The sequence below is a fragment of the Amycolatopsis sp. NPDC059657 genome (assembly GCF_042734395.1).
GTDB lineage: Bacteria > Actinomycetota > Actinomycetes > Mycobacteriales > Pseudonocardiaceae > Amycolatopsis.
This window is the reverse complement of sequence record NZ_JBHWEB010000108.1, coordinates 1-19,166: the sequence shown is the minus strand read 5'-3', so window position 1 is coordinate 19,166 and position 19,166 is coordinate 1. Positions and strand designations below refer to the sequence as shown.

The window sequence follows — 19,166 nt, the reverse complement described above, 5'->3', positions numbered from 1 at the left end:
AGTCATCCGGCGGCCGGCGGAGTGAACGCCGCGACGCCCAGCCGTGCGGCGAGCGCGGGTGCTTTGCCGTCGTCCAGCGCGAGGAGCGCGGTGGTATAGACCGCGCGTCGCCGCAGGTCCGGGGTGGCGAAGACACCGGACGCGTAGCCGAGGTCGTGGCCGGTCTTGCCCCACATGAGGCTGCCGTCCGGCAGCAGCGCGGTCGCCAATCCGGAAGAAAGACATTGCGTCCCCGCCTGGGGAACGCAGAGCAAAGCGCCGTTCGCGTCGCGGGGCAATGCGAACAACTCGGCCTGCTGGTCCGGTGGGAGCAGGTCGCCTCGGAAGAGCGCGACCATCATCTTGTCCAGATCGGACGGTGTGGAGATCATCGACGACGCGTCACCGTTGGCCACGCTGACATCGATGACTTTGCCCGCGTTGTCGGTGAGGTAGCCGTGCAGATACGGCCTCGGCAGGAAAGGATTGGGCCCTGGCACCGACGTCCCGGTGAGGCCGAGCGGCTTGGCGATGCGGGTGCGCACCTCCTCGGCGAACGAGTGCCCGGTGACCCGCTCGATGAGCAGACCGGCGACGCGATAGCCGAAAGAGTTGTACTCCTGCTTGGTCCCCGGCGCGAAATGCGGTCCGGGCGCCGGCCGGTTCTTCGGGCGCAGCGTGGTCTGGACGATCTGCTCGAAGCTGTGATACCCGAACCGGCCGCGGATCATCTCGTCGGCGGACGCGTCCGGCGCGCCCTCGTCGACGCTCGGGAGACCGCTGGTGTGGTTGAGCAGCTGGCGCACGGTGATCGGCGCGAATGTGTCCGGCAGTACACCAGGCAGAGAGGTCTGGACCGGTTCGCCGAGGTCGATCCGGTGCTCGGCGGCCAGCTGCAGCACGACGACGGCCTCGAAGACCTTCGAGACACTGCCGATCCGGAAATGCGCGTCGGCGGCTACCGGACGGCCGGTGACCTTGTCCCCGTCGGCGCCCTGCCACTTGTCGTTCGGCGACGCGACCAGCGCGAGCTGGCCCGCCGCGTTCTCGCCGTCCTTGATCAGGACGGCCTTGTCCAGCGCGGCGGTGTTCAGCTCGCGCTCGCTCGCCAGCGCGGGTATGGCCGAGGTGGCGAGCACGAGGCTCACCGCCGCGCCCATGAGCATGGTCTTCTTCACTGACTGAGCCCCCATTGAGATCCGGTGATTCCCCCTGATCATCTTGTCGCCGGTCGTGGCGCCCGGCATCGGGGAAGACCCCGAGTCCGACCCGGAGACGCGCTTGGTCCTGGCCGACGAAAGCGGGGCGGAGTGTCCGTACGGGAGGACGAACCGGCGGGCGCGTCGCGGTGCCACGGTGATGGGAACCGCACCGCGATGCCGGAAGAGGGACGAGGATGAATCGGGAACTGCAGCCATTGCTCGACGAGTGGGCGCGTGAAACCGGCGTGCCGGGTGCCTCGGTCGGCATCCTGCACAACGGCGAAGAGTCCGTGCTGACCACCGGGGTGTCCAGTGTGGACACCGGGCACCCGGTGGAGGCGGGCACGCTGTTCATGATCGGTTCGACGAGCAAGACGTTCACCGCCGCCGCGGTGCTGGCGCTGGTCGAGGACGGGCTGCTGGATCTCGACGAGCCGGTCGTGAAGTACCTGCCCGACCTGCGGCTGGCCGATCCCGTCGCGCGGGACACCATCACCATGCGGCATCTGCTGACCCACTCGGCCGGGTTCCTCGGTGACGTGGACATCGACACCGGCTGGGGCTCGGACGCGCTCGCGGCCGCCACCGCGCGCTTTGACGAGCTGTCGCAGGTGTTCGGGGTCGGCGAGGTTTTCTCTTACAGCAACTCGGGTTTCCTGCTGGCCGGCCGGGTGGCCGAGGTCGTTTCGGGGCTCGTGTTCGAGGATCTGGTGCGTGAGCGGCTGCTGGAGCCGCTGGACATGACCGATTCGTGGTACCTGCCGTGGGATGTGCTGACCCGGCCGCACGCGGTCGGGCACGTCCTGCGCGACGGGAAGTCCGAAGTGGAGCACGACGTGGGCCTGACGCGGTCGGTGGGACCCGGCGGGGGGCTGTGGTCGACGGCGGCCGATCAGCTGCGATGGGCGAGGTTTTTGCTGACCGGGCATGATAAATCGCCGCTCAGCGACGCGACCAGGGCGCTGTGGCGGACTCCTCAGCGCACGGCCGCGTGCCCGATCGAACAGGTCGCGCTGAGCTGGCTGCTCACCCGCTACGGCGGCGCCGACCTCGTCCAGCACGGCGGCAACGTCAGCAACCTGCAGCTGTCCCAGTTCGTCACCGTGCCGGCCGAGAACTTCGCGGTCACCGTGCTGACCAATGGCGTCGGCGGCGGGGCACTGGGCCAGAAGGTGGTCGACTGGTGCCTGGAGAACGTGGTGGGCTTGACAGCGGCCGAGGCCGAGCCGGTGACGGCTGCCGGGCTGGAGCAGTACGCCGGGCTGTTCCCGACGGGTGAGCTGGGGTTCGAGTTCACCGTGCGGGACGGCAAGTTGTGGGCGCGGATGGTGTCGATCGGCGCCGATATCGAGACCCCGCCCGCCGTCGAGGTCGTCTTCATAGCCGAGGACGTGGTGGCCAGGGCGGGTGACACGCGCAGGCCGTTCGCACGGTTCCTGCGTGACGAGGACGGCGCGGTGTCAACAGTGGAATGCGGGCTTCGGACCGCACTGCGTGACGGAGCCAGACGAACCGCGTAGGCCAACCGAGGTCAATCGATCACAATCCTTGACACGTTGGGAGAAAAGAACATACATAGGCTCGAGTTCACCCAATCGACGGGAGTTGATCAACGGTGTCCAAACTTGGCCGGATCACCGCGCTGCTGGCGGGCGTGGCCCTCCTCGCGGGTATGACGACGAGCACCGGAACGGCCGCACCGCGGCTCCCGAAGACAGGGCCGATCTCCGTGGCCTACATCGAGGTCAACAGCAACAGCATGCTGAACGTCGGCAAGTACGCGCTCCAAGGCGGCGGGAACGTGTTCGACATCGGCGTGATCTTCGCCGCCAACATCAACTACAACACCACCACGAAGTCGGCGTATCTGTCCTTCAACCCGAACGTGCAGCGCGTGCTCGACAACGTGGCGACCCAGGTCCGGCCGTTGCAGGCCAAGGGAATCAAGGTCATGCTGTCGGTTCTGGGCAACCATCAGGGCGCCGGCTTCGCGAACTTCCCGACCAAGGCGTCGGCCGAGGCGTTCGCGAAGCAGCTGTCCGACGCGGTGACCAAGTACGGGCTCGACGGCATCGACTTCGACGACGAATACTCCGAGTACGGCAAGAACGGCACCGGCCAGCCGAACGCCAGCTCGTTCGTCCACCTCGTCTCCGCGTTGCGCGCGGCGATGCCCACCAAGCTGATCTCGCTGTACAACATCGGCCCGGCGGCGTCGCGGCTGTCCTACGGCGGCGTCGACATCACGTCGAAGTTCAGCTACGCGTGGAACCCGTACTACGGCACCTGGAGTGTGCCGGGTATCGCGCTCCCGAAGTCGCGGCTGTCACCGGCGGCGGTGCAGATCGGCGCGACGTCGACCAGCACGGCCGCCAGCTTCGCTCGGCGAACCGTGAGCGAAGGTTATGGCGTGTACCTGACCTACAACCTCGGTGGTTCCGACTCCCACACGTACCTCTCCAGCTTCACGAAGGAGTTGTACGGCAAGGAAGCCGTGTATACGGGCTGATGATCGGTTGCCGGTCGCGGCCGACGATGATCACGGCGTGCCTGGTTCACCACGCGGAGCGTGGTGAAGGCTCCCTTCACCACACCGAACTTGGTGAGGGAGGCCCGCACCAAGCCAGCCCAGAGCACGCCACCCTTGCCACGAAAGTGTGACTGTGGAGGATTTGCGGCGTTGGACGACGCGAATCCTCCACAGTCACCCCGCTGGGCCTTGATGTGTGGGTTTTGGGTCGTCCAACGCCCCTAAACCCACACACCCCAGCCGATCGGGGGCGTTACCAACGCTCACGAGCCAGGCGCCTGCTGCTGGCGCTGGCGTGTCCTTCAGCCGGCTGTGCCGAGCCCGGCCCTGAGGGCGTCGAGCCCTCGTGGCTTGGCCCTGGTCTCGTCGGCGCGGCCGTGGTGCTCACCGAACGGCCGGTCGCCCGCGATCGCCACGCGCTCGGCCACCCTGGCGTGCGGGTGGTAGTCGTTGACGGCGTAGTGCTGGGTGGCGCGGTTGTCCCAGAAGGCGACCGAGCCCGGCCGCCAGCCGAACCGCACCTGGAACTCCGGGATGTGCGCGCGGCTGAACAGGAAGCGCAGCAGCCGCTCGCTCTCGTCGGGGGCGAGGCCGACGATGTGGGTCGTGAAGGCCTGGTTGACGAAGAGCGTGCGGCGCCCGGTTTCCGGGTGGACGCGGACCACGGGATGTTCGACCGGCGGGAAGGCTTCCTGGTGGCGTGCCAGGAAATCGGGGTCGGAGAAGCGGGCGAACCCGGGGATGAAGTCGTGCACGGCGGTCAGCCCGTCGATCCGATCACGGATGTCTTCGGGCAGGTTGTCGTAGGCGGCGGCCATGTCGGCCCACATCGTGTCGCCGCCGATGGGCGGGACCTCGATCAGCCGGAGCACCGAGCCGAGCGCGGGATTCGGGCGGAACGTGACGTCGACGTGCCAGATGTTCTCGAACGCGGGCATGCTCGCCGACCGCGCGAACCGGGTGACGTGCTCGGTGTCGCCCTGGGGGATGAACGGGTTCGTCTCCAGCTCACCCCAGTGCGCGGCGAACGCCCGCTGCTGCGCCGAAGTGATGTCCTGGTCGCGGAAGAACAGCACCTTCCACTCGAGCAGCGCGCGGTTGAGCTCGTCGCGCAGGGCCGGGGTGAGTGGTTCGGCGAGGTTGACGCCGCCGATCTCGGCGCCGATCACCCGGCTGAGCGGACGCAGCGCGAACAGCTCGTAGGGCCGCTCCTCGACGCCGTCGGGCAGGCGCCGCAACACGCGCGGGCCTTCGAGGATGCCGTCCGACGGCACGGTCGCGGGCCGGAGGCGGGCAGGAAGTTCTACGGACATGGTCGGCTCCCGAGTGGTCGCGAAACTGGCCACCGTCATCGGGGTGGCCGCCGGGCGAAGGCGGGTTACGCGGGCGGGGAGCCGAGCCGTCCGCGGCGCAGGAGCAGAGCCGTGACACCCTCGCCTGCCGACCGGCCACGGGCACGGTCGAGCCACCGGAGCAGCGAGAATTCCTTGACGGCTGGCACGCGACCATGGTGAGCCGGTTTCAATGCGCGGTCAAGGCTATCCAGCAGGCGGGAACTTGATGAGCGGTGCGTCGCGCGACAGCTCCCGGAACCCCACGCCGTAGTACAGCCCGCGCGCGTTCGGATGCCCCGGAGCACCAAGACAGGCGACCGTCATGTGGGTGGCGCCTGCGTCGCGCGCCAGCCGCATCCCCTGCAGCAGCATCGCCCTCCCCAGTCCCAGTCGCCGGTACCCCGGATGCGTCCCGACCGGCTCGAACTCGGCGGTCTTGTTGACCTCGTCGAGCCACATGATCGTCGAGCACGCCATGGTCCCGTCGGGTGCCTCGACGAGAAGGTGAAGGTCAGCGCGATACGCGGCCGTCTGCCGGACACCCTCGTAACTCTCGGCCGTGTACGCCACCGGAGCCCAAGCGTCCACATGGGCCTGAAGCGCGGCCTCCGGCCCGGCTTCGCCCGCCGTGCGGAACCGGTATCCGGCAGGCAGAACCGGCTCTTCCACGTCGACGAGATCACGCTCGTTGAGCTGAGTCCACGACCCCGTGTCGCCGAGCGCTTCGGGGTCCGTCTCGTAGCCGCGCGCCATCCACCGCTTCAGCCCGAATTCGTCGGCGGCTCCCGGAAGGACGGTGCGCTCAAGGTTTCCGGCCGTGGCCTCGTACCAGTCGATGACCTCGTCGACCAGTTCGGCGTGCTCGGGGTGGACCTGATACGCGAGGTAGGCGCCGGTGATGTCCTTGACAGAGCCGTCGTTGCGCGTGACGGTGCGTGGAAGCTGGGCCCAGCCCCACGCCACGAGACTGTCACCGTCGAACCACAGCCGCTTGCGCCAGCTCGCGCCTTGGGCGGCGTGCCCTTTGCCCCAGTTCCAGGCCAGCTCGCCGTACGAGGCGTCGCTGTTCACCAGGTCGAGGCGGGTCGCGGTGACCCGTTGCGCCAGCTCCTGCATGAGCTCGACGTCCGCGGCGGTCAGCAACTCGGCGTTGGTCATAGTGCGCCACTGTGGCAGTCCGCGCGAACGCCGTCGAATCGTTTTCGGCTGTCAAGAGGGCGCATCCGCCACTAGACGGGCACGGTGTTCTCTCTGAAGACTGGCTGTTCCGGGCCGTGGGAATCGCGGGCCGTCATCGAAGTGAACCAGGAGATGGAATTGGCCTCATTGCGGAAGTTCGCGGCGATGACCTTGCTCGCGGCCGGGCTCACACTGACCGGTATCGGCGGCGTGGCTTCGGCGGCCGAGACCACCGCGCCGTCCGACACCGGTGCGACGACCATGGGTGTCCTCTGCGCGCAGCCATGGCACGCGGCCTGCTGGTGACCCGTGCGGGCACCACTCACGACTCGAGTGCCCAGCGCACGTAGCGCTGCGTGGGTGTGAAGCCTGCCTTTTCGAAGAGCCCGAAGCCGCCGGACGCGTTGGCCGAGTCGACGTTCAAGCTGGCGCGGTCGTAACCCTGGGCGGCGGCCGCGGCCAGTGCTCGCCTGATGAGCGCTCCGGCGATCCCTCGGTTCCGGTGTTCGCGACGCGTGCCGATGACCATGAAGTGCGCGTCGCGGATGCCGGTGGCCGCCGTGTCCTCCTCCCACGACATGGTCACGAGCACACCCGCCGGAGTCCCGTCGGTGTCGCGGGCGAGAAAACTGAGCTCTGGCTGGAAAGTCTGGTTGGTGATCTTGTTCCGCCAGTGGTCGGCGGGCATCTGCGCCGCGCCCCAGCAGTCCTGGTACGCCTCGTTCCGCACCAGCCGGAACTCCTCGTCGTTGCGTGCCGACCATGGCTCGAGCCCGCTGGGAATCGCGGTGAGCGCGTCGCCGAGCGGGCGCTCCATGCGCTGGAAGTAGCGGACCGGCGCGAACCCCTGGGAACGGACGAGCTCGGGGACGCCCGCGATGTGCTCGGCCTTGTGGACGTCGATCACGAGCTTCCGCGTCGGGTGGTGCAGCGCGTGCACCACCTTGGCCGCCGCCATCCCGGCCTCCAGCAGCATGGTGCCGATGCCGCGGCGGCGGTAGCCGGGGTGGACGCCGCCGTCCACGAAGACGCGGTGGACCACTTCGGCGGACGGCTTGTGGCGGACCTTCATGTAGCCGACCAGCACGTCTCCGTCGAACGCGGCGAGGCTCGCGCGCTCCAGGTCGGCGTAGGGGTCGATCAGCTCCTGGAGCGTGTCCGCCTCGGTGTAGTGCTCGCCGATCTTGTCAACGGTCTCGATCGCGTTGAGGAGATCTGCGGCCGGCTTCGCGTCCTCGATGGTCAGCGGGCGCCACGTGAGGGAATCCATGCGGCCGACGTTACCTCGATCTTGCGCATGATCAGCGCGGTGGCCGCGACCACGGCCAGCCCGCCGACGTAGCCGATGACCAGCTGCACGATCTTGCCGCTGAAGTTGCCTGCCAGCGGCGGGATGACGACGGCGAACACCACGCTCAGCCCCGCCAGCGCGACGCGTCCTCTGTGGACGTCCACAACGCAGGCGAGCGGGATCAGCGCCCACAGCAGGTACCACGGCTGGATCACCGGCCCGAGCACGACGACCACGGCCATGAGCGTGCCGAGCGCGGCCACCGGGCCGATCTGGCCCTTGAGCTGCCGTTGCACCAGCAGCACGCTCAGCACGGCGATGAAGACGTACCCGATGATCTTGCCGACGCCGATCATGGTCTGCGTGCCGGGCCCGAGTGGGCCGGTCAGGAACCCGAACCAGTTGGTCGGCGCCATCCAGGAGTTGACCGAGCCCGAGGTCGCCATCGCCGGGAGCCAGCCGAACCCGAGGTTACCGAGCCCCGACACGACGACCGCGACCACCACGAACACGCCGACCGCCGCGGCGCCCATGCCCGCGAGCCGCGGGTAGCTCGCGCCCCGGCGCCGCGCGAGCGCCACGCCGACCACCGCGAGCGCGACGATCGCGGGAAACTTCACCAGCGCACCCAGGCAGATCATCAGCACGCCGGCGCCGAGCCGGACCGAGTCGAGCCTCTCGCCCAGCGCGGTGAGCGCGCAGGCCGTGCCCGCGAGCATCAGCCCGGCCATCAGCGCGTCGTTGTGCGCGCCACCGATGAAATGCCACAGCACCAACGGGTTCAGCACGCCCAGCCACAGCGCGACACCTTCGCGCACGCCCGCGATCCTGGCGAGCCGTGGCACCGCCCAGACGGTCATGGCCAGCCCGGCGACCGCCGCCAGCCGGTATCCGAGCACGCCGAGCACCGCGTTCTCGCCGGCGACTCCGGCGATCCAGCGCTCGACCGCGCTGAACACCGGCCCATACGGCGACGGCGCGTCCTGCCAGTACTCGCTGACCCGGCGCGTGATCGCCGACGCGGCGCCGAGCCCGGCACGCGGGCCGACCGCGTACGGGTCGAGCCCCCTGGCCGCGATCTCACCTTGCGCGAGGTAGCTGTAGACGTCGGAGCTGAACAGCGGCGGCGCGGCCAGCAGCGGCGCACCCCAGAGCAGGAGCGTCCGGCGCGGCCAGGTCGCGTCCTGCTCGCCGGTGAGCATCACCCGTCCCGCGAACGCCCAGGCCAGCACCACGAGCCCGACCCCGGCCACCCCGGCGGCCAAGACAGCGGCGGCCGCCCCGCCCGGTAGCGCGAGGAACCTGCCTGCCAGCGCGGCGGCCGTGAGCAGCACCGCCCCGGCGAACCCCACCCACTGAACCTGCTTCAAGTAGCCCGAGTGCACAACGAAACGCTAGTCGGCCCGCGTGCGCAGCGCGGCGACGGCCTCGACTTCGACGAGCTGGTCGCGATAGCCCAGCACCGTCACCCCGAGCAAGGTGCTCGGCACATCGTGGCCGCCGAAATGCCCGCTGACGACCTCCCACGCGGTCGTGAGGTCTTGCCGGTCACGGGTGGCCACGTAGACCGTCGTCTTGACCACGTCGGTGAGTTCGGCGCCCGCCGCCGCCAGCGCGACGCGCAGGTTCGCCATCACCTGTTCGGCCTGCGCCGCGATGTCGCCGGGGGCGACCGTTTCACCCCGCTCGTCGAGCGGGCAGGCGCCGGCGGTGAACACCAGGCTTCGCACGTCCGACGCCACGGCGGCGTACGCGTACGGGGCCCGGTCGGTGAGCAGCGGTGTCCGTATCAGCTGGATGGCTTCGTGCATGCGGGCGACAGTAGCGTCGCCGCGTCCTCAGCCAGGGTCGAACCCGACGAGGTGCAGCTCGTCGGGTGTGCGCTCCTCGTAGGCACGGGCAAGGAATTCGATACCTGCGCCTACGAGGGTGGCTACCACCATGAGACGTTCCAAGGGCTCTACCGGGTGGACGTTTACGAAGCCCAGACCGCCAAGTACGTCGGGTCGTTCCACATCGACGGGAAAGACTCCGACGACTGCTCACCGATCATGTGGTTTTCGCGGTCCACGCCGCCGAAATCGACGACCCGGACCGCGTTGAGCCCTCCGGACGACCGCTGCCGCGCGATGCCGGCGCCGTTCGTCGGTGCGTCACTCTGAACCGTGCGGGTCGGTGGCGTTGAGCGCCGCGACCACCTGCTGGTAGTCGCCGCGAGCCTCGCCGTAGCGCAGGAACTTCACCCGCTCGACCTGGATCTCGTCGGCGTCGGGCTCGCTTTCCAGTATCGTCATGACCTCGGCGACGAACTCGTCGAGCGGCATCGCGTGGTCGTTGTCCTCCTGGCCGGGCATGAGCGCGGTGCGGACCGACGGCGGCTCGAGTTCGAGCACGCGCACGGAGGTGTCGGCCAGTTGCAGCCGCAGCGTCTCGCTGAGCATGTGGATGGCGGCCTTGGAGGCGTTGTAGCTCGGCGTCACCTTGAGCGGTGCGAAAGCGAGGCCGGACGAGACGGTCATGATGGTGGCGGACGGCCGGGTCCGCAGGTGTTCGACGAAGGCGGCGATCAGCCGGATCGGGCCGAGCACGTTCGTCGTGATGATGTCTTCGGCCGACTCCAGGAACGACTCGGGCTGGTGCCAGTCCTCGACGCGCATGACTCCGGCCATGGTGACCAGCACGTTGAGGTCGGGGTAGCGGGTGAGCACCTGCTTGGCGGCGGACTGGATGCTTTCGGGGTCGGCCGTGTCGATCTGGATGGTGCCGAGGCCATGCTCGGCGCCGATCTTCTCGAGCAGTTCGGTGCGCCGTCCGCCGACGATCACGGTGTTGCCGCGCGCCTGGAGCGCGAGTGCGAGTGCCAGGCCGATGCCGCTGGTGGCGCCGGGGATGAAGAGGGTGTTTCCGCTGATGTCCATGCTTCGAGTCTCGGCTGGCGGACGGTGCGGCGGCAGAGACCACTCATCGGGGGATCGGCGATCCCTGGTTCCCGTCCGCCGGAGCGGGATACTGGAGGTATGGATCGTGCGGAGCTGGCGGCGTTCCTTCGCCGCCGCAGGGAAGAGCTGCGGCCCGAGGACGTCGGGCTCGGGCCGGGTGCGCGCAGGCGGGCGCCCGGCCTGCGGCGGGAGGAGGTCGCGGCGCTGGCCGCGATGTCCACCGACTACTACACGCGGCTGGAGCAGCAACGCGGTCCGCAGCCGAGCGAGCAGATGCTGGCCGCGCTGGCCCGCGCGCTGCGGCTGACCGATGACGAGCGCGACTACCTCTTCCAGGTGGCAGGCCGCAACGCCCCGTCCCAAGCCGTGACCGCCACGCACGTCGCGCCCGCGTTGCTGCGCGTGCTGGACCGGCTGTCGGACACCCCGGCGCTGATCCTGTCCAACCTCGGCGAGGTGCTGGTCCAGAACCGGTTCGCCGAAGCGTTGTACGGCGACAAGTCCCGGCTCACCGGGCTCGCCCGCAGCGAGATCTACCGCTGGTTCACCGATCCCGGCGAGCGCCGGATCTACCCGGAGCACGACCGCGCTCGGCAGAGCCGGGCTCTGGTCGCAAGCCTGCGCGCCGCGCATGGCTCGATGGGCCCGCGCTCACGAGCGGGTGAACTCGTGCGGGCGCTGAGCCGCGCGAGCGCCGAGTTCGCGGAGCTGTGGGAGCGCCACGAGGTCGCGAAACGCTTCGAGGACCACAAGGTGCTCATCCACCCGCAGCTCGGCGAGATCGAGGTGGACTGCCAGGCCCTGTTCACGGAGGACCAGTCGCAGGCGCTGCTGGTGCTCACCGCGCCACCGCGCACCGAGGCGTTCGAGAAGCTGCAACTGCTGGGCGTGCTGGGTCACGAGCAGTTCGAGGACATTCGCTAGGACCACCGCTGGATGCGTGCCTACGGCGTTTCGGTGGAGTGATCCCCCGCACGCCTTCTAGCTTCCGCACAGCCGATCGGGCGAACGGCGCGGCCGCGTGCCCGGTCAGATTCTCCTTACCGTGCGCCAAAGTCTCCGGAACTCGCCGCAGATGCCTGAGCACCGCGTCGGCGCGCTCGCAGTTTGCCGTTGACCCGCACCGGGATCGGCTCGTCGCTCACGTCGATGTTCCCCATGCCCGCCGGCAAACGTGAAAAGCCACCCACCCGCAAGGCTCGCCGGATTCTGCCAAGCTGGTTCCATGAAGATCCTGTTCGCCACGGCGCCCGGTTACGGCTTGACCCTCCCGCTCATCCCGCTGGTCTGGGCCGCCCGCGCGGCCGGGCACGAGGTGCTGCTCGCCACCACGTCGGAAATGACCGATGTCTGTGTGCGTGCCGGCCTTCCGGTCGTCGACGTGTTCCCGCAGCGCGATGTCTGGGGCGACCTCATGGCCGTCGTCAGCGGCAAGACCGACCCGGCGACGGATCTGCCGGAGGAATACCGCCTGGCGGGGAAGTCCGGCAACCCGTTCGGGATGTTCACCGTCACCATGACCGAAGGCACGATCGAAGCGGGCCGGGCCTTCGGCGCCGACTTCATCGTCTACACCTCCGACCACGCCGCCGGCATGCTCGCGGCCGCCGCACTGGGTGTGCCGTCGCTGGAGGTCGGCAACCGGGTCTCCTGGTCGGCACGCGACGCCGACTGGCTCGCCGAGCACGACGTCTTCGGCGAGGACGAACTCGACGACCTGATGCGCGTCAAGCTCGGCATCGGCGACTCGCGCCCGGCCGTGGTCGCCAGGGTCGACCCCCGCGCGCCCAGCATGGGCGGGCTGGAGGCGGACGAGCCCGACGCCCGCGACGGCGTGCCATGGTGGCCTATGCGTTTCGTCCCGTTCAACGGCGGCACGGCGATACCGGACTGGGCACTGCGTCGCGCCGACCGCCCGCGGGTCGCGGTCACCCTCGGCACCGTGGTGCCCGCGCTGTCCGGCACCACCAACCTCACCGTCGTGGTCGAAGCACTCGGCGGCATGGACGCCGACGTCGTGCTCGCGGCGGGCACCACGGACCTGACCGCGCTCGGCACCCTCCCGGCCAATGTCCGTTCGGTCGGTTTCCTTCCCCTGTCGGCGTTTTTGCCGACCTGCGACGCGATCGTCCACCACGGCGGCTCCGGCACGACCGCGGCGCCGTTGTTCTACGGCGTGCCGCAACTCGTGCTCCCGGCGTTCGCCGACAACCCGATGTCCGCGAAGCGCGTGACCGACCGCGGCGTCGGCCTCACCCAGGACCCGGCGACAGCCGAAGTCGACGGCGTCCGCGCGCTGGTGCGACGGCTGCTCGACGAGGACGGCTTCCGCGTCGCGGCGGCCGAGGTCGCCGCTGAGATGGCCACCCAGCCGAGCCCGAGCAGCGTCCTGGAACGCGCGCTGTCGAGTATCTAGCTCAGCCGCGCGGGGTCCACTTCGGACACAGCCGCCGCGCTGTCCAACTCCCAGCCCTTGCCGTACTCAGCGGCGAAGATCTCCTCACCCAGCGCGGCCCGGCCTCGGCGGGTGAGTTCGCGAATCCGGGGCTCGGTGCGGTCATGCGCACCACGCAGGCGGGAAGCCGCACCGAGGATGACGGCCATGTCGGCATTTCGCTCGTGCAGCGCGGCGAGACCGGCCACGCTCACGGCGACCACCGCCAGGACCGGCATGTCCAAGCTCGCGACCGCCGACGCATAAGCCCGGCCTAGCGCTTGAGAAGCACCCGGGGCGTCGCCGAGTTCGAGGCAGAGGGCGGCCCGGAACGCGCCGATCAGCGCGTGGCCGTGGTCGTCGTCGAACGGGAGCCGTTCGGCCACGCGGGCTTCGGCCGAGTCGAGCAGCGCGCGGGCCCGGTCCGGCTCGCCGGTGCGCAGGCGCAGGCCTGCCTCCTGGAGGTCGAGCAGCATCGTGATCTCGGGCGAGGTCGCGCGCTGCGCGCGTTCGCGGGTCGCGGTGATCAGGTCGAGCACACGGGTTTCGTCGAGGCGGACGTAGAGGTCGATCCAGCGGAGGTCGATGAAGAGTTCGTCGCTGAGGCTGAGTGACCAGAACTCGCGGGCGAGCCGCGTGGTTTCGGTGAGGTCGGCGAGCGCGCCGTCGAGGTCGCCGTCGGACTGCCGCAGCGCCGCGCGCAGCGGCAGTGCGGTGGCCTGGCCCCAGCGGTCGCCTGCCTGGGCGAAGCGGTCCAGCGCGGCGGTCGCGTCTTCGCGTGCCTGGGTGAGATGGCCGCTGTTCTCGGCGAAATGGGCGCGGAACATCAGCGCTAGGCCTGCGAGCCAAACGTCCTGGCCGTCGATCACACGCTGCAGGATCGACGGCCAGGCTTCCGTCTGGTGCAGGAAGACCAGCCTGAGCATGGTCAGCGCGCCGCCGAAACCCGGCAACTCCGGGTAGGCCAGCAAACGGTCGATGAGCGCGCGCAGGTTGTCATCGCGTTCGTTGATCCAGTCGTTGACCAGTGCGCTTTGCGTGGCGCTCGTCGTGACGAGCAGCCATTCGGCGATATCGCGCCGCACACCCGGCTCGCCCGTCGCCGCGATCGCCTCGCCGAGCCAGTAGGACGCCTCGCGACGCCTGCCCAGCATTTGCCAATACCAGGTGAGATCGACCGCGAGCGCGATCGCGCCGTCCCCGGTGTCGCACCGCCACCGCAGTGCGGCGAGGATGTTGTCGTAGTCGGCGCGCAGGATGTGGAGTGCGGCGAGCTGCTCGGGGCCGCGCAGCAGCGGGTCGCACTCGGCGACCAGATCGGCGAAGTAGCGGGCGGCCCGGTCGCGGACGTCGGGCAGTACGCCCTGCTCGGTCAGGTTCCGCAGGCCGTACTCGCGGATCGTCTCCAGCATCCGGTAGCGCCCGGTGTCCGGCACGAGCTGCAGCAACGACCGGTCGACCAGGCTGGCGAGCAACTCCGGAACGCCCGCGACGCCCCCGCAGAGCGCGGTCGCCGAGGCGGCCGTGACACCGCCGGGCAGCACCGAGATCCGCTCCGCGACCATGCGCGCGTCCGCGTCGAGCAGATCCCAGCTCCACTCGATCACCGCGAGGAGCGTGCGATGCCGGGGGAGCGCGGTACGGCTTCCTGTGGTGAGCAGGCGGAACCGGTCGGACAACCCAGCGGCCAGATCGGTCAGCGAGAGCGTCCGCAACCGCGCCGCGGCCAGTTCGAGTGCGAGCGGCATGCCGTCCAGACCGCGGACAATGCCCAGTACCTCGGCGATGTTCTGATCATCGACGGCGAAGCCTGGCCGGACGGCCGCGGCCCGCTCGGTGAACAGCCGCACCGACTCGGTCCGGCTCGCCTCTTCAGCGTCCGCGTCCACTTCGGGCAAAGGCAGCGGGCCGAGCGGGACCAAAGCCTCGCCGTCGATGGCGAGTGGCTCGCGGCTGGTGGCCAGCACCCGGAGCCCGGCGCAGCGGGTCAGCAGAGCCGAGAGCAGATGGGCCACGGCGTCGATCAGGTGCTCGCAATTGTCCATCACGAGCAGGTTTTCCCGGCCGTCGAGCTGATCGATCAGCACGTCCAGCTCGCCTTGGTCATCGGCAGCGGCCTCGAACAACGCCGAGCCACGCAGCCCGATCGCGGCCAGCAGCGCCGCGCCGACCTTCGCAGGCTCGGTCACCGAGGCGAGGTCGATCAGCCAGGTGTGCTCGTGGCGGCGCGCGGCCTCAATGGCCAGCCGGGTCTTGCCCGCGCCGCCGGGGCCGAGCACGGTCACAAGCCGTCCGGTGGCGAGAAGCGTTTCGATGCGGGCGAGATCATCGCCCCGGCCGACGAAACTCGTCAGCGGCGCGGGCAACGTCCTCGGGCGCCGCGCCGGTTGCTCGGCGCGGAGCAGTCGCAGATGGCGTTCCCGCAGCGCGGCGCCCGGATCGGTGCCGAGCTCGTCGGCCAGCGTTTCGCGGATTCGCTCGTACCGCGCGAGGGCTTCGGCTTGGCGTCCCTGTGCGGCGAGAGCGTCCATGAGCGAGGCGGCCGCGCGCTCGTGGACGGGGTGATCCGCGAGCAGGGCGGTCAAGCGGTCGGCTGCCGAGTCCGCGCGTCCCAGCGCCAGCTCGGCTTCGGCGAGGTCGACGACCGCCTCGGTCAAGACATCGGCCAGCCGCGTCGCGACAGCGGGCGCCACCGCCAAGGCGCCCGGACCGTCACCCCACAGCGTCACGGCCTCACCGAGCATGGCGGCCGCGGCCGTCGGATCGCCCGCACGCAGCCGGTCACGGCCCGCGGCCGCGAGCCGCTCGAACCGCAGCGCGTCGACGTCCGCCGCGTCCACGGCCAGGCGGTAGCCACCCGCGAGCTGCGTGACGTCGTCGGGCGAACCGAGCGTCCGGCGCAGCCGGGAGACGAGGGCCTGCAACGCGTGCGCGGGATCGGCAGGCGGATCTTCGGCCCAGATCGCGTCGATCAGGACGCTCTGCTCGACCGCGCGGCCGCCCGCGAGCGCCAGCCGGACCACCAGGCCTTGCAGGCGTGCACCCGGAACGGACAGCGCCGTGTCGCCGCGCGACACCTCGAACGCGCCAAGCAGCGTCACGCGCAGCCGGTCCATGCCCTGATCTTCGCTTGCGAGCCGCTGTGAGCGCCAAGTGGCCCCGTGTCAGCGCGATGTGCGCCCCGTGTGAGCGGCACCCGCCAGTGTTGCCGTGTCGCCGAAAACCGGCGGCGGAAGGGGATTTCTCATGCATGACGTAGTGATCGTGGGCGCGGGCCCGGTCGGCCTGTTCGTGGCTTGCGAGCTCGGTCTCGCCGGCTGTTCTGTGCTGGTGCTCGAACGCGAGCCGGACACCGGCTCCCCGTGGCGCGCGGCCCCGCTCGGAATGCGCGGCCTGTTCGCCGCGTCGGTCGAGGCGTTCCAGCGGCGAGGCCTGCTGGACGCGCTGCTGTCGGCCTCGGGCCCGCAGCAGATTCCCGGCACGGACTCGTCCGGCCGCCGCGGAGTCGGTCATTTCGCGGGCATCGTGCTCGATCCGTCCAAAGTCGACACGACCGCGCTGCCGTACCGCCTGCCCAGCCAGGCGCCGGATGTGGTGATGACCGACCTCGAAACCATCGAGTCGGTGCTGGCCGAGCGGGCGGCGAGGCTCGGCGTGGAGATCAGGCGCGGTGTCACGGTTTCCGACATCGCCCAGTACGACGACAAGGTCGTCCTGTACGCGGGTGAGGACGAGTACCCGGCACGCTGGGCCGTCGGCTGCGACGGCGGGCGCAGCACGGTCCGCAAGCTCGCGGGCTTCGCGTTCGCGGGCACCGAGCCCCAGTTCACCGGCTACACGGTGCTCGCCACCCTCGCCGATCCAGAGAAGCTGAACCCCGGGATCAACCTGACCCCGACCGGCATGTACCTCAAGCGGGGTGAGGGACACCTCGGCTTCATGGACTTCGACGGCGGCGCGTTCGACCGTTCCCAGGAGCCGACCCGCGAGCATCTGCAGACGGTGCTGCGCCGGGTCTCCGGCACCGACGTGACACTGACCAGTGTCCAGCTCTCGTCGACCTTCACCGATCGCGCGAAGCAGGCCACGACCTACCGGCAGGGCCGAGTCCTGCTCGCGGGCGACGCCGCGCACATCATGTCCCCGCTCGGCGGGCAGGGACTCAACACCGGCATCGGCGACGCCATCAACCTCGGCTGGAAGCTCGCGGCGACCGTGCTCGGGCACGCGCCGGACGGCCTGCTCGACACGTACACCGCTGAACGTCGTCCGCCCGGCGCGCTGGCACTCGACTGGACGCGCGCGCAGGTGGCGGCGATGCGGCCGGACCCGCACTCCCAGGCGGTCCAGAGCTTGATCCGCGACCTGCTGGCGACCACGGACGGAACGACCTACGTGTACCGGAAGTTCTCGGGCGCGTCGATCCGGTACGACCTCGGCGACCCGCACCCGCTAGTCGGTCACGTCGCCCCGGACTTCGAGCTGGAGAGCGGCGTCCGCCTCAGCGACCTGATGCAGGACGGCCGTGGTGTCCTGCTCGACTTCCACGCTGACCTGCGCGCTTCCGCTTGGGAAACCCGGATCCGCTACGTGGCGGCTGCGGCTCGCGACGACCTCGGGCTGGACGCGGTGCTGGTGCGTCCCGACGGGGTGATCGCGTGGGCCGGTGACGCGGGCACGTTCGAGCAGGCCGCCCGTCAGTGGTTCGGCAGCGCGGAGGTCTCGCTGTGACGACCGGGCCCGAGTACTGGGCCGCGGACGGCATCCATCCGACGCCCGCCGGTCATGCCGCGCTCGCGGCGGCTTGGCTACGGCTGGTCGATCCTCGGGTGGTTCACTCGCGGATGGGGCGGTTGCGGTAGCGGTGGGGTGGGTCGTGGGCGGTGTTCTTGGTCGGAGTGCGGGTGGGGTCTAGGTAGGCGGGTGGGATCCACCAGACCGTTGAGCCGTCGATTTTGATGTCCCAGCCGCCGTGGTGGATGAGTTGATGGTCGCGTTCGCAGACGAGGGCGAGGTTGTTCAGGTCGGTCGGGCCGTTGTCGGCGAGCCATTGATCCGCGTGGTGGGGGATGCACCATTTGGGGCCGCGTGTGCAGCCTGGTCGGGTGCAGCCGCGGTCTCGAACCGCGAGGGCGTGGCGTTGCCCGCGGGTGGCGTGCCGCTGGGAGCGGCCCAGGTGCAGGATTTCACCTTTGGTGTTCATCACGACTGGGACGATGCGGGCGTCGCAGCACATCTTGAGTAGTTCGGAGGTACTGGCGGCACCCCAGCCCTGCAGGTGCGCCGCCGCTGCTTTCCGTTGGAGTTCTTCGAGGGTGACGGTGACCATGACGACGGCTTGTTCTCCGGCTTTGGAGGGCATTCGTGAGGAGCGGGTGGCGGTGTCGAAGGCTTGTACGAGTGCGTCGCCGAGGCGTTGCTCGCGGGTACGGGGGTCGGGGTTGCCCATCTCGTCCGCGGCATCCGGCTTGGCCAATGTGTCTAGGGCGGCGGCGATGATTTTGCCTGCGTTGCCGTCGAGGTCGGAGATGAGCTTGAAGCGGCCAGACCGGGTGAACCAGTAGCGGGCTTCCCGGTGTGGCCGGGCCAACTCCTGTTCACGGTCTTTCGGCTCTTTGCCGTCGATGTCCCAATAGGACTTGAGTCGTTGTCCGGCGTGGCGCACATTGCCGGGGATGGCTTTGCGGGCCAGGTCGACTAGTTCGTTCTCGTCGGTGGAGCGTTGCTTGGGGGTGAGCCAAGTCGGGGTTTGGGAGAAGATCCTTTCGAGTTCGTCGAGGTGTTCGGCGCTGATGTCGCCGTCGCGGGCGGCGTGCCGGGCCAAGGGCATGTCGGCGGTCGCGTGGCGTACTCGCCGGCGGGACTCTTTCCTTGACATCAGGAGGATTCGTTCCAGGAACAGGGCTGTGCTTCGTGTGCCGATGCTGGAGGCGAGGCGGCGTTTCTCGAACTCCTCCACCAGATCCAGGTTGCGGCCGTAGGCCTGGCGGAGAGTTCTTTCGGACGCGAGGAGGTGCGCGGTCAGCTCCTGATCGGAAAGCTGCCACGGCGGCACCAGCTCGGACGTGTCCATACATTCAATGTACCCGAACAGCGGTTCGAAATCACGTGCAAAAAACAGAAGTCAAAAAGCATTCTCTTAGTAAACGCTTAAGGCGCTTAAGAGGGATTTAAAGCGCTTAACCTGGATCCGCCGAGGATCTTGGTGAGTTGATCGTGTCGTGGACGCGCAGATGCCCTCTGACTTGGGATGATTGTTCTTGCGAAGGAAACAATCC

18 protein-coding genes are annotated in these 19,166 nt (G+C 69.4%); 8 read left to right on the top strand and 10 right to left on the bottom strand.

The genetic code is table 11. The features are described 5' to 3' along the window. Positions 1 to 2: 2 nt before the first annotated feature. Positions 3 to 1,157, bottom strand: a complete 1,155-nt coding sequence (locus tag ACFV15_RS37830) for a serine hydrolase domain-containing protein (RefSeq protein WP_378356935.1) — start codon at positions 1,155 to 1,157, stop codon at positions 3 to 5. A 218-nt stretch (positions 1,158 to 1,375) separates the two neighbouring features. Between ACFV15_RS37830 and ACFV15_RS37825 the strand changes: the two genes are divergently transcribed. Further along, positions 1,376 to 2,701: a serine hydrolase domain-containing protein gene (locus tag ACFV15_RS37825; RefSeq protein ID WP_378356933.1), complete on the top strand. Its 1,326-nt coding sequence runs from the start codon at positions 1,376 to 1,378 to the stop codon at positions 2,699 to 2,701. A 95-nt stretch (positions 2,702 to 2,796) separates the two neighbouring features. Next, on the top strand, positions 2,797 to 3,690 hold the full coding sequence (locus tag ACFV15_RS37820) for an endo-beta-N-acetylglucosaminidase H (protein ID WP_378356931.1): 894 nt from the start codon (positions 2,797 to 2,799) through the stop codon (positions 3,688 to 3,690). A gap of 323 nt (positions 3,691 to 4,013) precedes the next feature. Here the strand turns inward: ACFV15_RS37820 and ACFV15_RS37815 are convergent, their stop codons facing one another. From ACFV15_RS37815 to ACFV15_RS37805, 3 genes are all read right to left on the bottom strand, one after another. Next, positions 4,014 to 5,024: a TauD/TfdA dioxygenase family protein gene (locus ACFV15_RS37815; protein ID WP_378356929.1), complete on the bottom strand. Its 1,011-nt coding sequence runs from the start codon at positions 5,022 to 5,024 to the stop codon at positions 4,014 to 4,016. Positions 5,025 to 5,089: 65 nt separating this feature from the next. After that, complete coding sequence (locus ACFV15_RS37810) at positions 5,090 to 5,212, bottom strand: hypothetical protein (RefSeq protein ID WP_378356928.1); 123 nt, start codon at positions 5,210 to 5,212, stop codon at positions 5,090 to 5,092. 37 nt (positions 5,213 to 5,249) lie between these two features. Further along, positions 5,250 to 6,203, bottom strand: a complete 954-nt coding sequence (locus ACFV15_RS37805; protein WP_378356926.1) for a GNAT family N-acetyltransferase — start codon at positions 6,201 to 6,203, stop codon at positions 5,250 to 5,252. An 84-nt stretch (positions 6,204 to 6,287) separates the two neighbouring features. Between ACFV15_RS37805 and ACFV15_RS37800 the strand changes: the two genes are divergently transcribed. Then, the gene (locus ACFV15_RS37800; protein WP_378356924.1) at positions 6,288 to 6,530 is read left to right on the top strand and encodes a hypothetical protein; all 243 of its coding nucleotides are present in this window, start codon (positions 6,288 to 6,290) and stop codon (positions 6,528 to 6,530) included. A 16-nt stretch (positions 6,531 to 6,546) separates the two neighbouring features. Here ACFV15_RS37800 and ACFV15_RS37795 read toward each other — a convergent pair whose 3' ends face one another. The 3 genes from ACFV15_RS37795 to ACFV15_RS37785 are packed head-to-tail and all read right to left on the bottom strand — an operon-like array spanning position 6,547 to position 9,326. After that, the gene (locus ACFV15_RS37795; RefSeq protein WP_378356922.1) at positions 6,547 to 7,494 is read right to left on the bottom strand and encodes a GNAT family N-acetyltransferase; all 948 of its coding nucleotides are present in this window, start codon (positions 7,492 to 7,494) and stop codon (positions 6,547 to 6,549) included. Next, the gene (mptB, locus tag ACFV15_RS37790) at positions 7,467 to 8,867 is read right to left on the bottom strand and encodes a polyprenol phosphomannose-dependent alpha 1,6 mannosyltransferase MptB (protein WP_378356921.1); all 1,401 of its coding nucleotides are present in this window, start codon (positions 8,865 to 8,867) and stop codon (positions 7,467 to 7,469) included. The genes ACFV15_RS37795 and mptB overlap by 28 nt, the downstream gene beginning before the upstream one ends. 42 nt (positions 8,868 to 8,909) lie before the next feature. After that, on the bottom strand, positions 8,910 to 9,326 hold the full coding sequence (locus tag ACFV15_RS37785; RefSeq protein WP_378356919.1) for a RidA family protein: 417 nt from the start codon (positions 9,324 to 9,326) through the stop codon (positions 8,910 to 8,912). On the opposite strand from ACFV15_RS37785, the gene ACFV15_RS37780 reads away from it, so the two are divergent. Beyond that, positions 9,321 to 9,677 (top strand): hypothetical protein, encoded by a 357-nt coding sequence (locus ACFV15_RS37780; protein ID WP_378356917.1) that lies wholly within the window; start codon positions 9,321 to 9,323, stop codon positions 9,675 to 9,677. The two genes, ACFV15_RS37785 and ACFV15_RS37780, sit on opposite strands and share 6 nt — an antisense overlap. Here the strand turns inward: ACFV15_RS37780 and ACFV15_RS37775 are convergent. Beyond that, positions 9,669 to 10,433 carry an SDR family oxidoreductase gene (locus ACFV15_RS37775; protein WP_378356916.1) on the bottom strand — a complete coding sequence of 255 codons (765 nt, stop codon included), beginning with the start codon at positions 10,431 to 10,433 and terminating at the stop codon, positions 9,669 to 9,671. The two genes, ACFV15_RS37780 and ACFV15_RS37775, sit on opposite strands and share 9 nt — an antisense overlap. A gap of 99 nt (positions 10,434 to 10,532) precedes the next feature. Between ACFV15_RS37775 and ACFV15_RS37770 the strand changes: the two genes are divergently transcribed. Beyond that, positions 10,533 to 11,378, top strand: coding sequence for a helix-turn-helix transcriptional regulator (locus tag ACFV15_RS37770; protein WP_378356914.1), 846 nt, complete (start codon positions 10,533 to 10,535; stop codon positions 11,376 to 11,378). A gap of 301 nt (positions 11,379 to 11,679) precedes the next feature. Beyond that, on the top strand, positions 11,680 to 12,870 hold the full coding sequence (locus ACFV15_RS37765; RefSeq protein ID WP_378356912.1) for a nucleotide disphospho-sugar-binding domain-containing protein: 1,191 nt from the start codon (positions 11,680 to 11,682) through the stop codon (positions 12,868 to 12,870). On the opposite strand, the gene ACFV15_RS37760 is transcribed toward ACFV15_RS37765, so the two are convergent. Next, entirely contained in the window at positions 12,867 to 16,004 is a 3,138-nt protein-coding gene (locus ACFV15_RS37760; RefSeq protein WP_378356911.1) for a BTAD domain-containing putative transcriptional regulator, read from the bottom strand. The genes ACFV15_RS37765 and ACFV15_RS37760 overlap by 4 nt on opposite strands. Positions 16,005 to 16,134: 130 nt before the next feature. Between ACFV15_RS37760 and ACFV15_RS37755 the strand changes: the two genes are divergently transcribed. Both ACFV15_RS37755 and ACFV15_RS37750 read left to right on the top strand, forming a co-directional pair. Beyond that, positions 16,135 to 17,619 (top strand): FAD-dependent oxidoreductase, encoded by a 1,485-nt coding sequence (locus ACFV15_RS37755; RefSeq protein WP_378356909.1) that lies wholly within the window; start codon positions 16,135 to 16,137, stop codon positions 17,617 to 17,619. Beyond that, on the top strand, positions 17,616 to 17,750 hold the full coding sequence (locus ACFV15_RS37750; RefSeq protein WP_378356907.1) for a hypothetical protein: 135 nt from the start codon (positions 17,616 to 17,618) through the stop codon (positions 17,748 to 17,750). Before ACFV15_RS37755 ends, ACFV15_RS37750 begins: the two co-directional genes overlap by 4 nt. Here ACFV15_RS37750 and ACFV15_RS37745 read toward each other — a convergent pair. Next, a complete protein-coding gene (locus ACFV15_RS37745; RefSeq protein ID WP_378356906.1) occupies positions 17,723 to 18,961 on the bottom strand; it encodes a DUF222 domain-containing protein in 1,239 nt (412 codons plus the stop codon). The genes ACFV15_RS37750 and ACFV15_RS37745 overlap by 28 nt on opposite strands. Positions 18,962 to 19,166 lie beyond the last annotated feature (205 nt).

Excerpts from the sequence above, each read along its gene's own strand:
- ACFV15_RS37805 (WP_378356926.1), bottom strand. The coding sequence starts at position 6,203 with ATGACCAACGCCGAGTTGCTGACCGCCGCGGACGTCGAGCTCATGCAG.
- ACFV15_RS37815 (WP_378356929.1), bottom strand. The coding sequence starts at position 5,024 with ATGTCCGTAGAACTTCCTGCCCGCCTCCGGCCCGCGACCGTGCCGTCG.
- ACFV15_RS37775 (WP_378356916.1), bottom strand. The coding sequence starts at position 10,433 with ATGGACATCAGCGGAAACACCCTCTTCATCCCCGGCGCCACCAGCGGC.
- ACFV15_RS37755 (WP_378356909.1), top strand. The coding sequence starts at position 16,135 with ATGCATGACGTAGTGATCGTGGGCGCGGGCCCGGTCGGCCTGTTCGTG.
- ACFV15_RS37770 (WP_378356914.1), top strand. The coding sequence starts at position 10,533 with ATGGATCGTGCGGAGCTGGCGGCGTTCCTTCGCCGCCGCAGGGAAGAG.
- ACFV15_RS37785 (WP_378356919.1), bottom strand. The coding sequence starts at position 9,326 with ATGCACGAAGCCATCCAGCTGATACGGACACCGCTGCTCACCGACCGG.
- ACFV15_RS37765 (WP_378356912.1), top strand. The coding sequence starts at position 11,680 with ATGAAGATCCTGTTCGCCACGGCGCCCGGTTACGGCTTGACCCTCCCG.
- ACFV15_RS37760 (WP_378356911.1), bottom strand. The coding sequence starts at position 16,004 with ATGGACCGGCTGCGCGTGACGCTGCTTGGCGCGTTCGAGGTGTCGCGC.
- ACFV15_RS37795 (WP_378356922.1), bottom strand. The coding sequence starts at position 7,494 with ATGGATTCCCTCACGTGGCGCCCGCTGACCATCGAGGACGCGAAGCCG.
- ACFV15_RS37825 (WP_378356933.1), top strand. The coding sequence starts at position 1,376 with ATGAATCGGGAACTGCAGCCATTGCTCGACGAGTGGGCGCGTGAAACC.
- ACFV15_RS37745 (WP_378356906.1), bottom strand. The coding sequence starts at position 18,961 with ATGGACACGTCCGAGCTGGTGCCGCCGTGGCAGCTTTCCGATCAGGAG.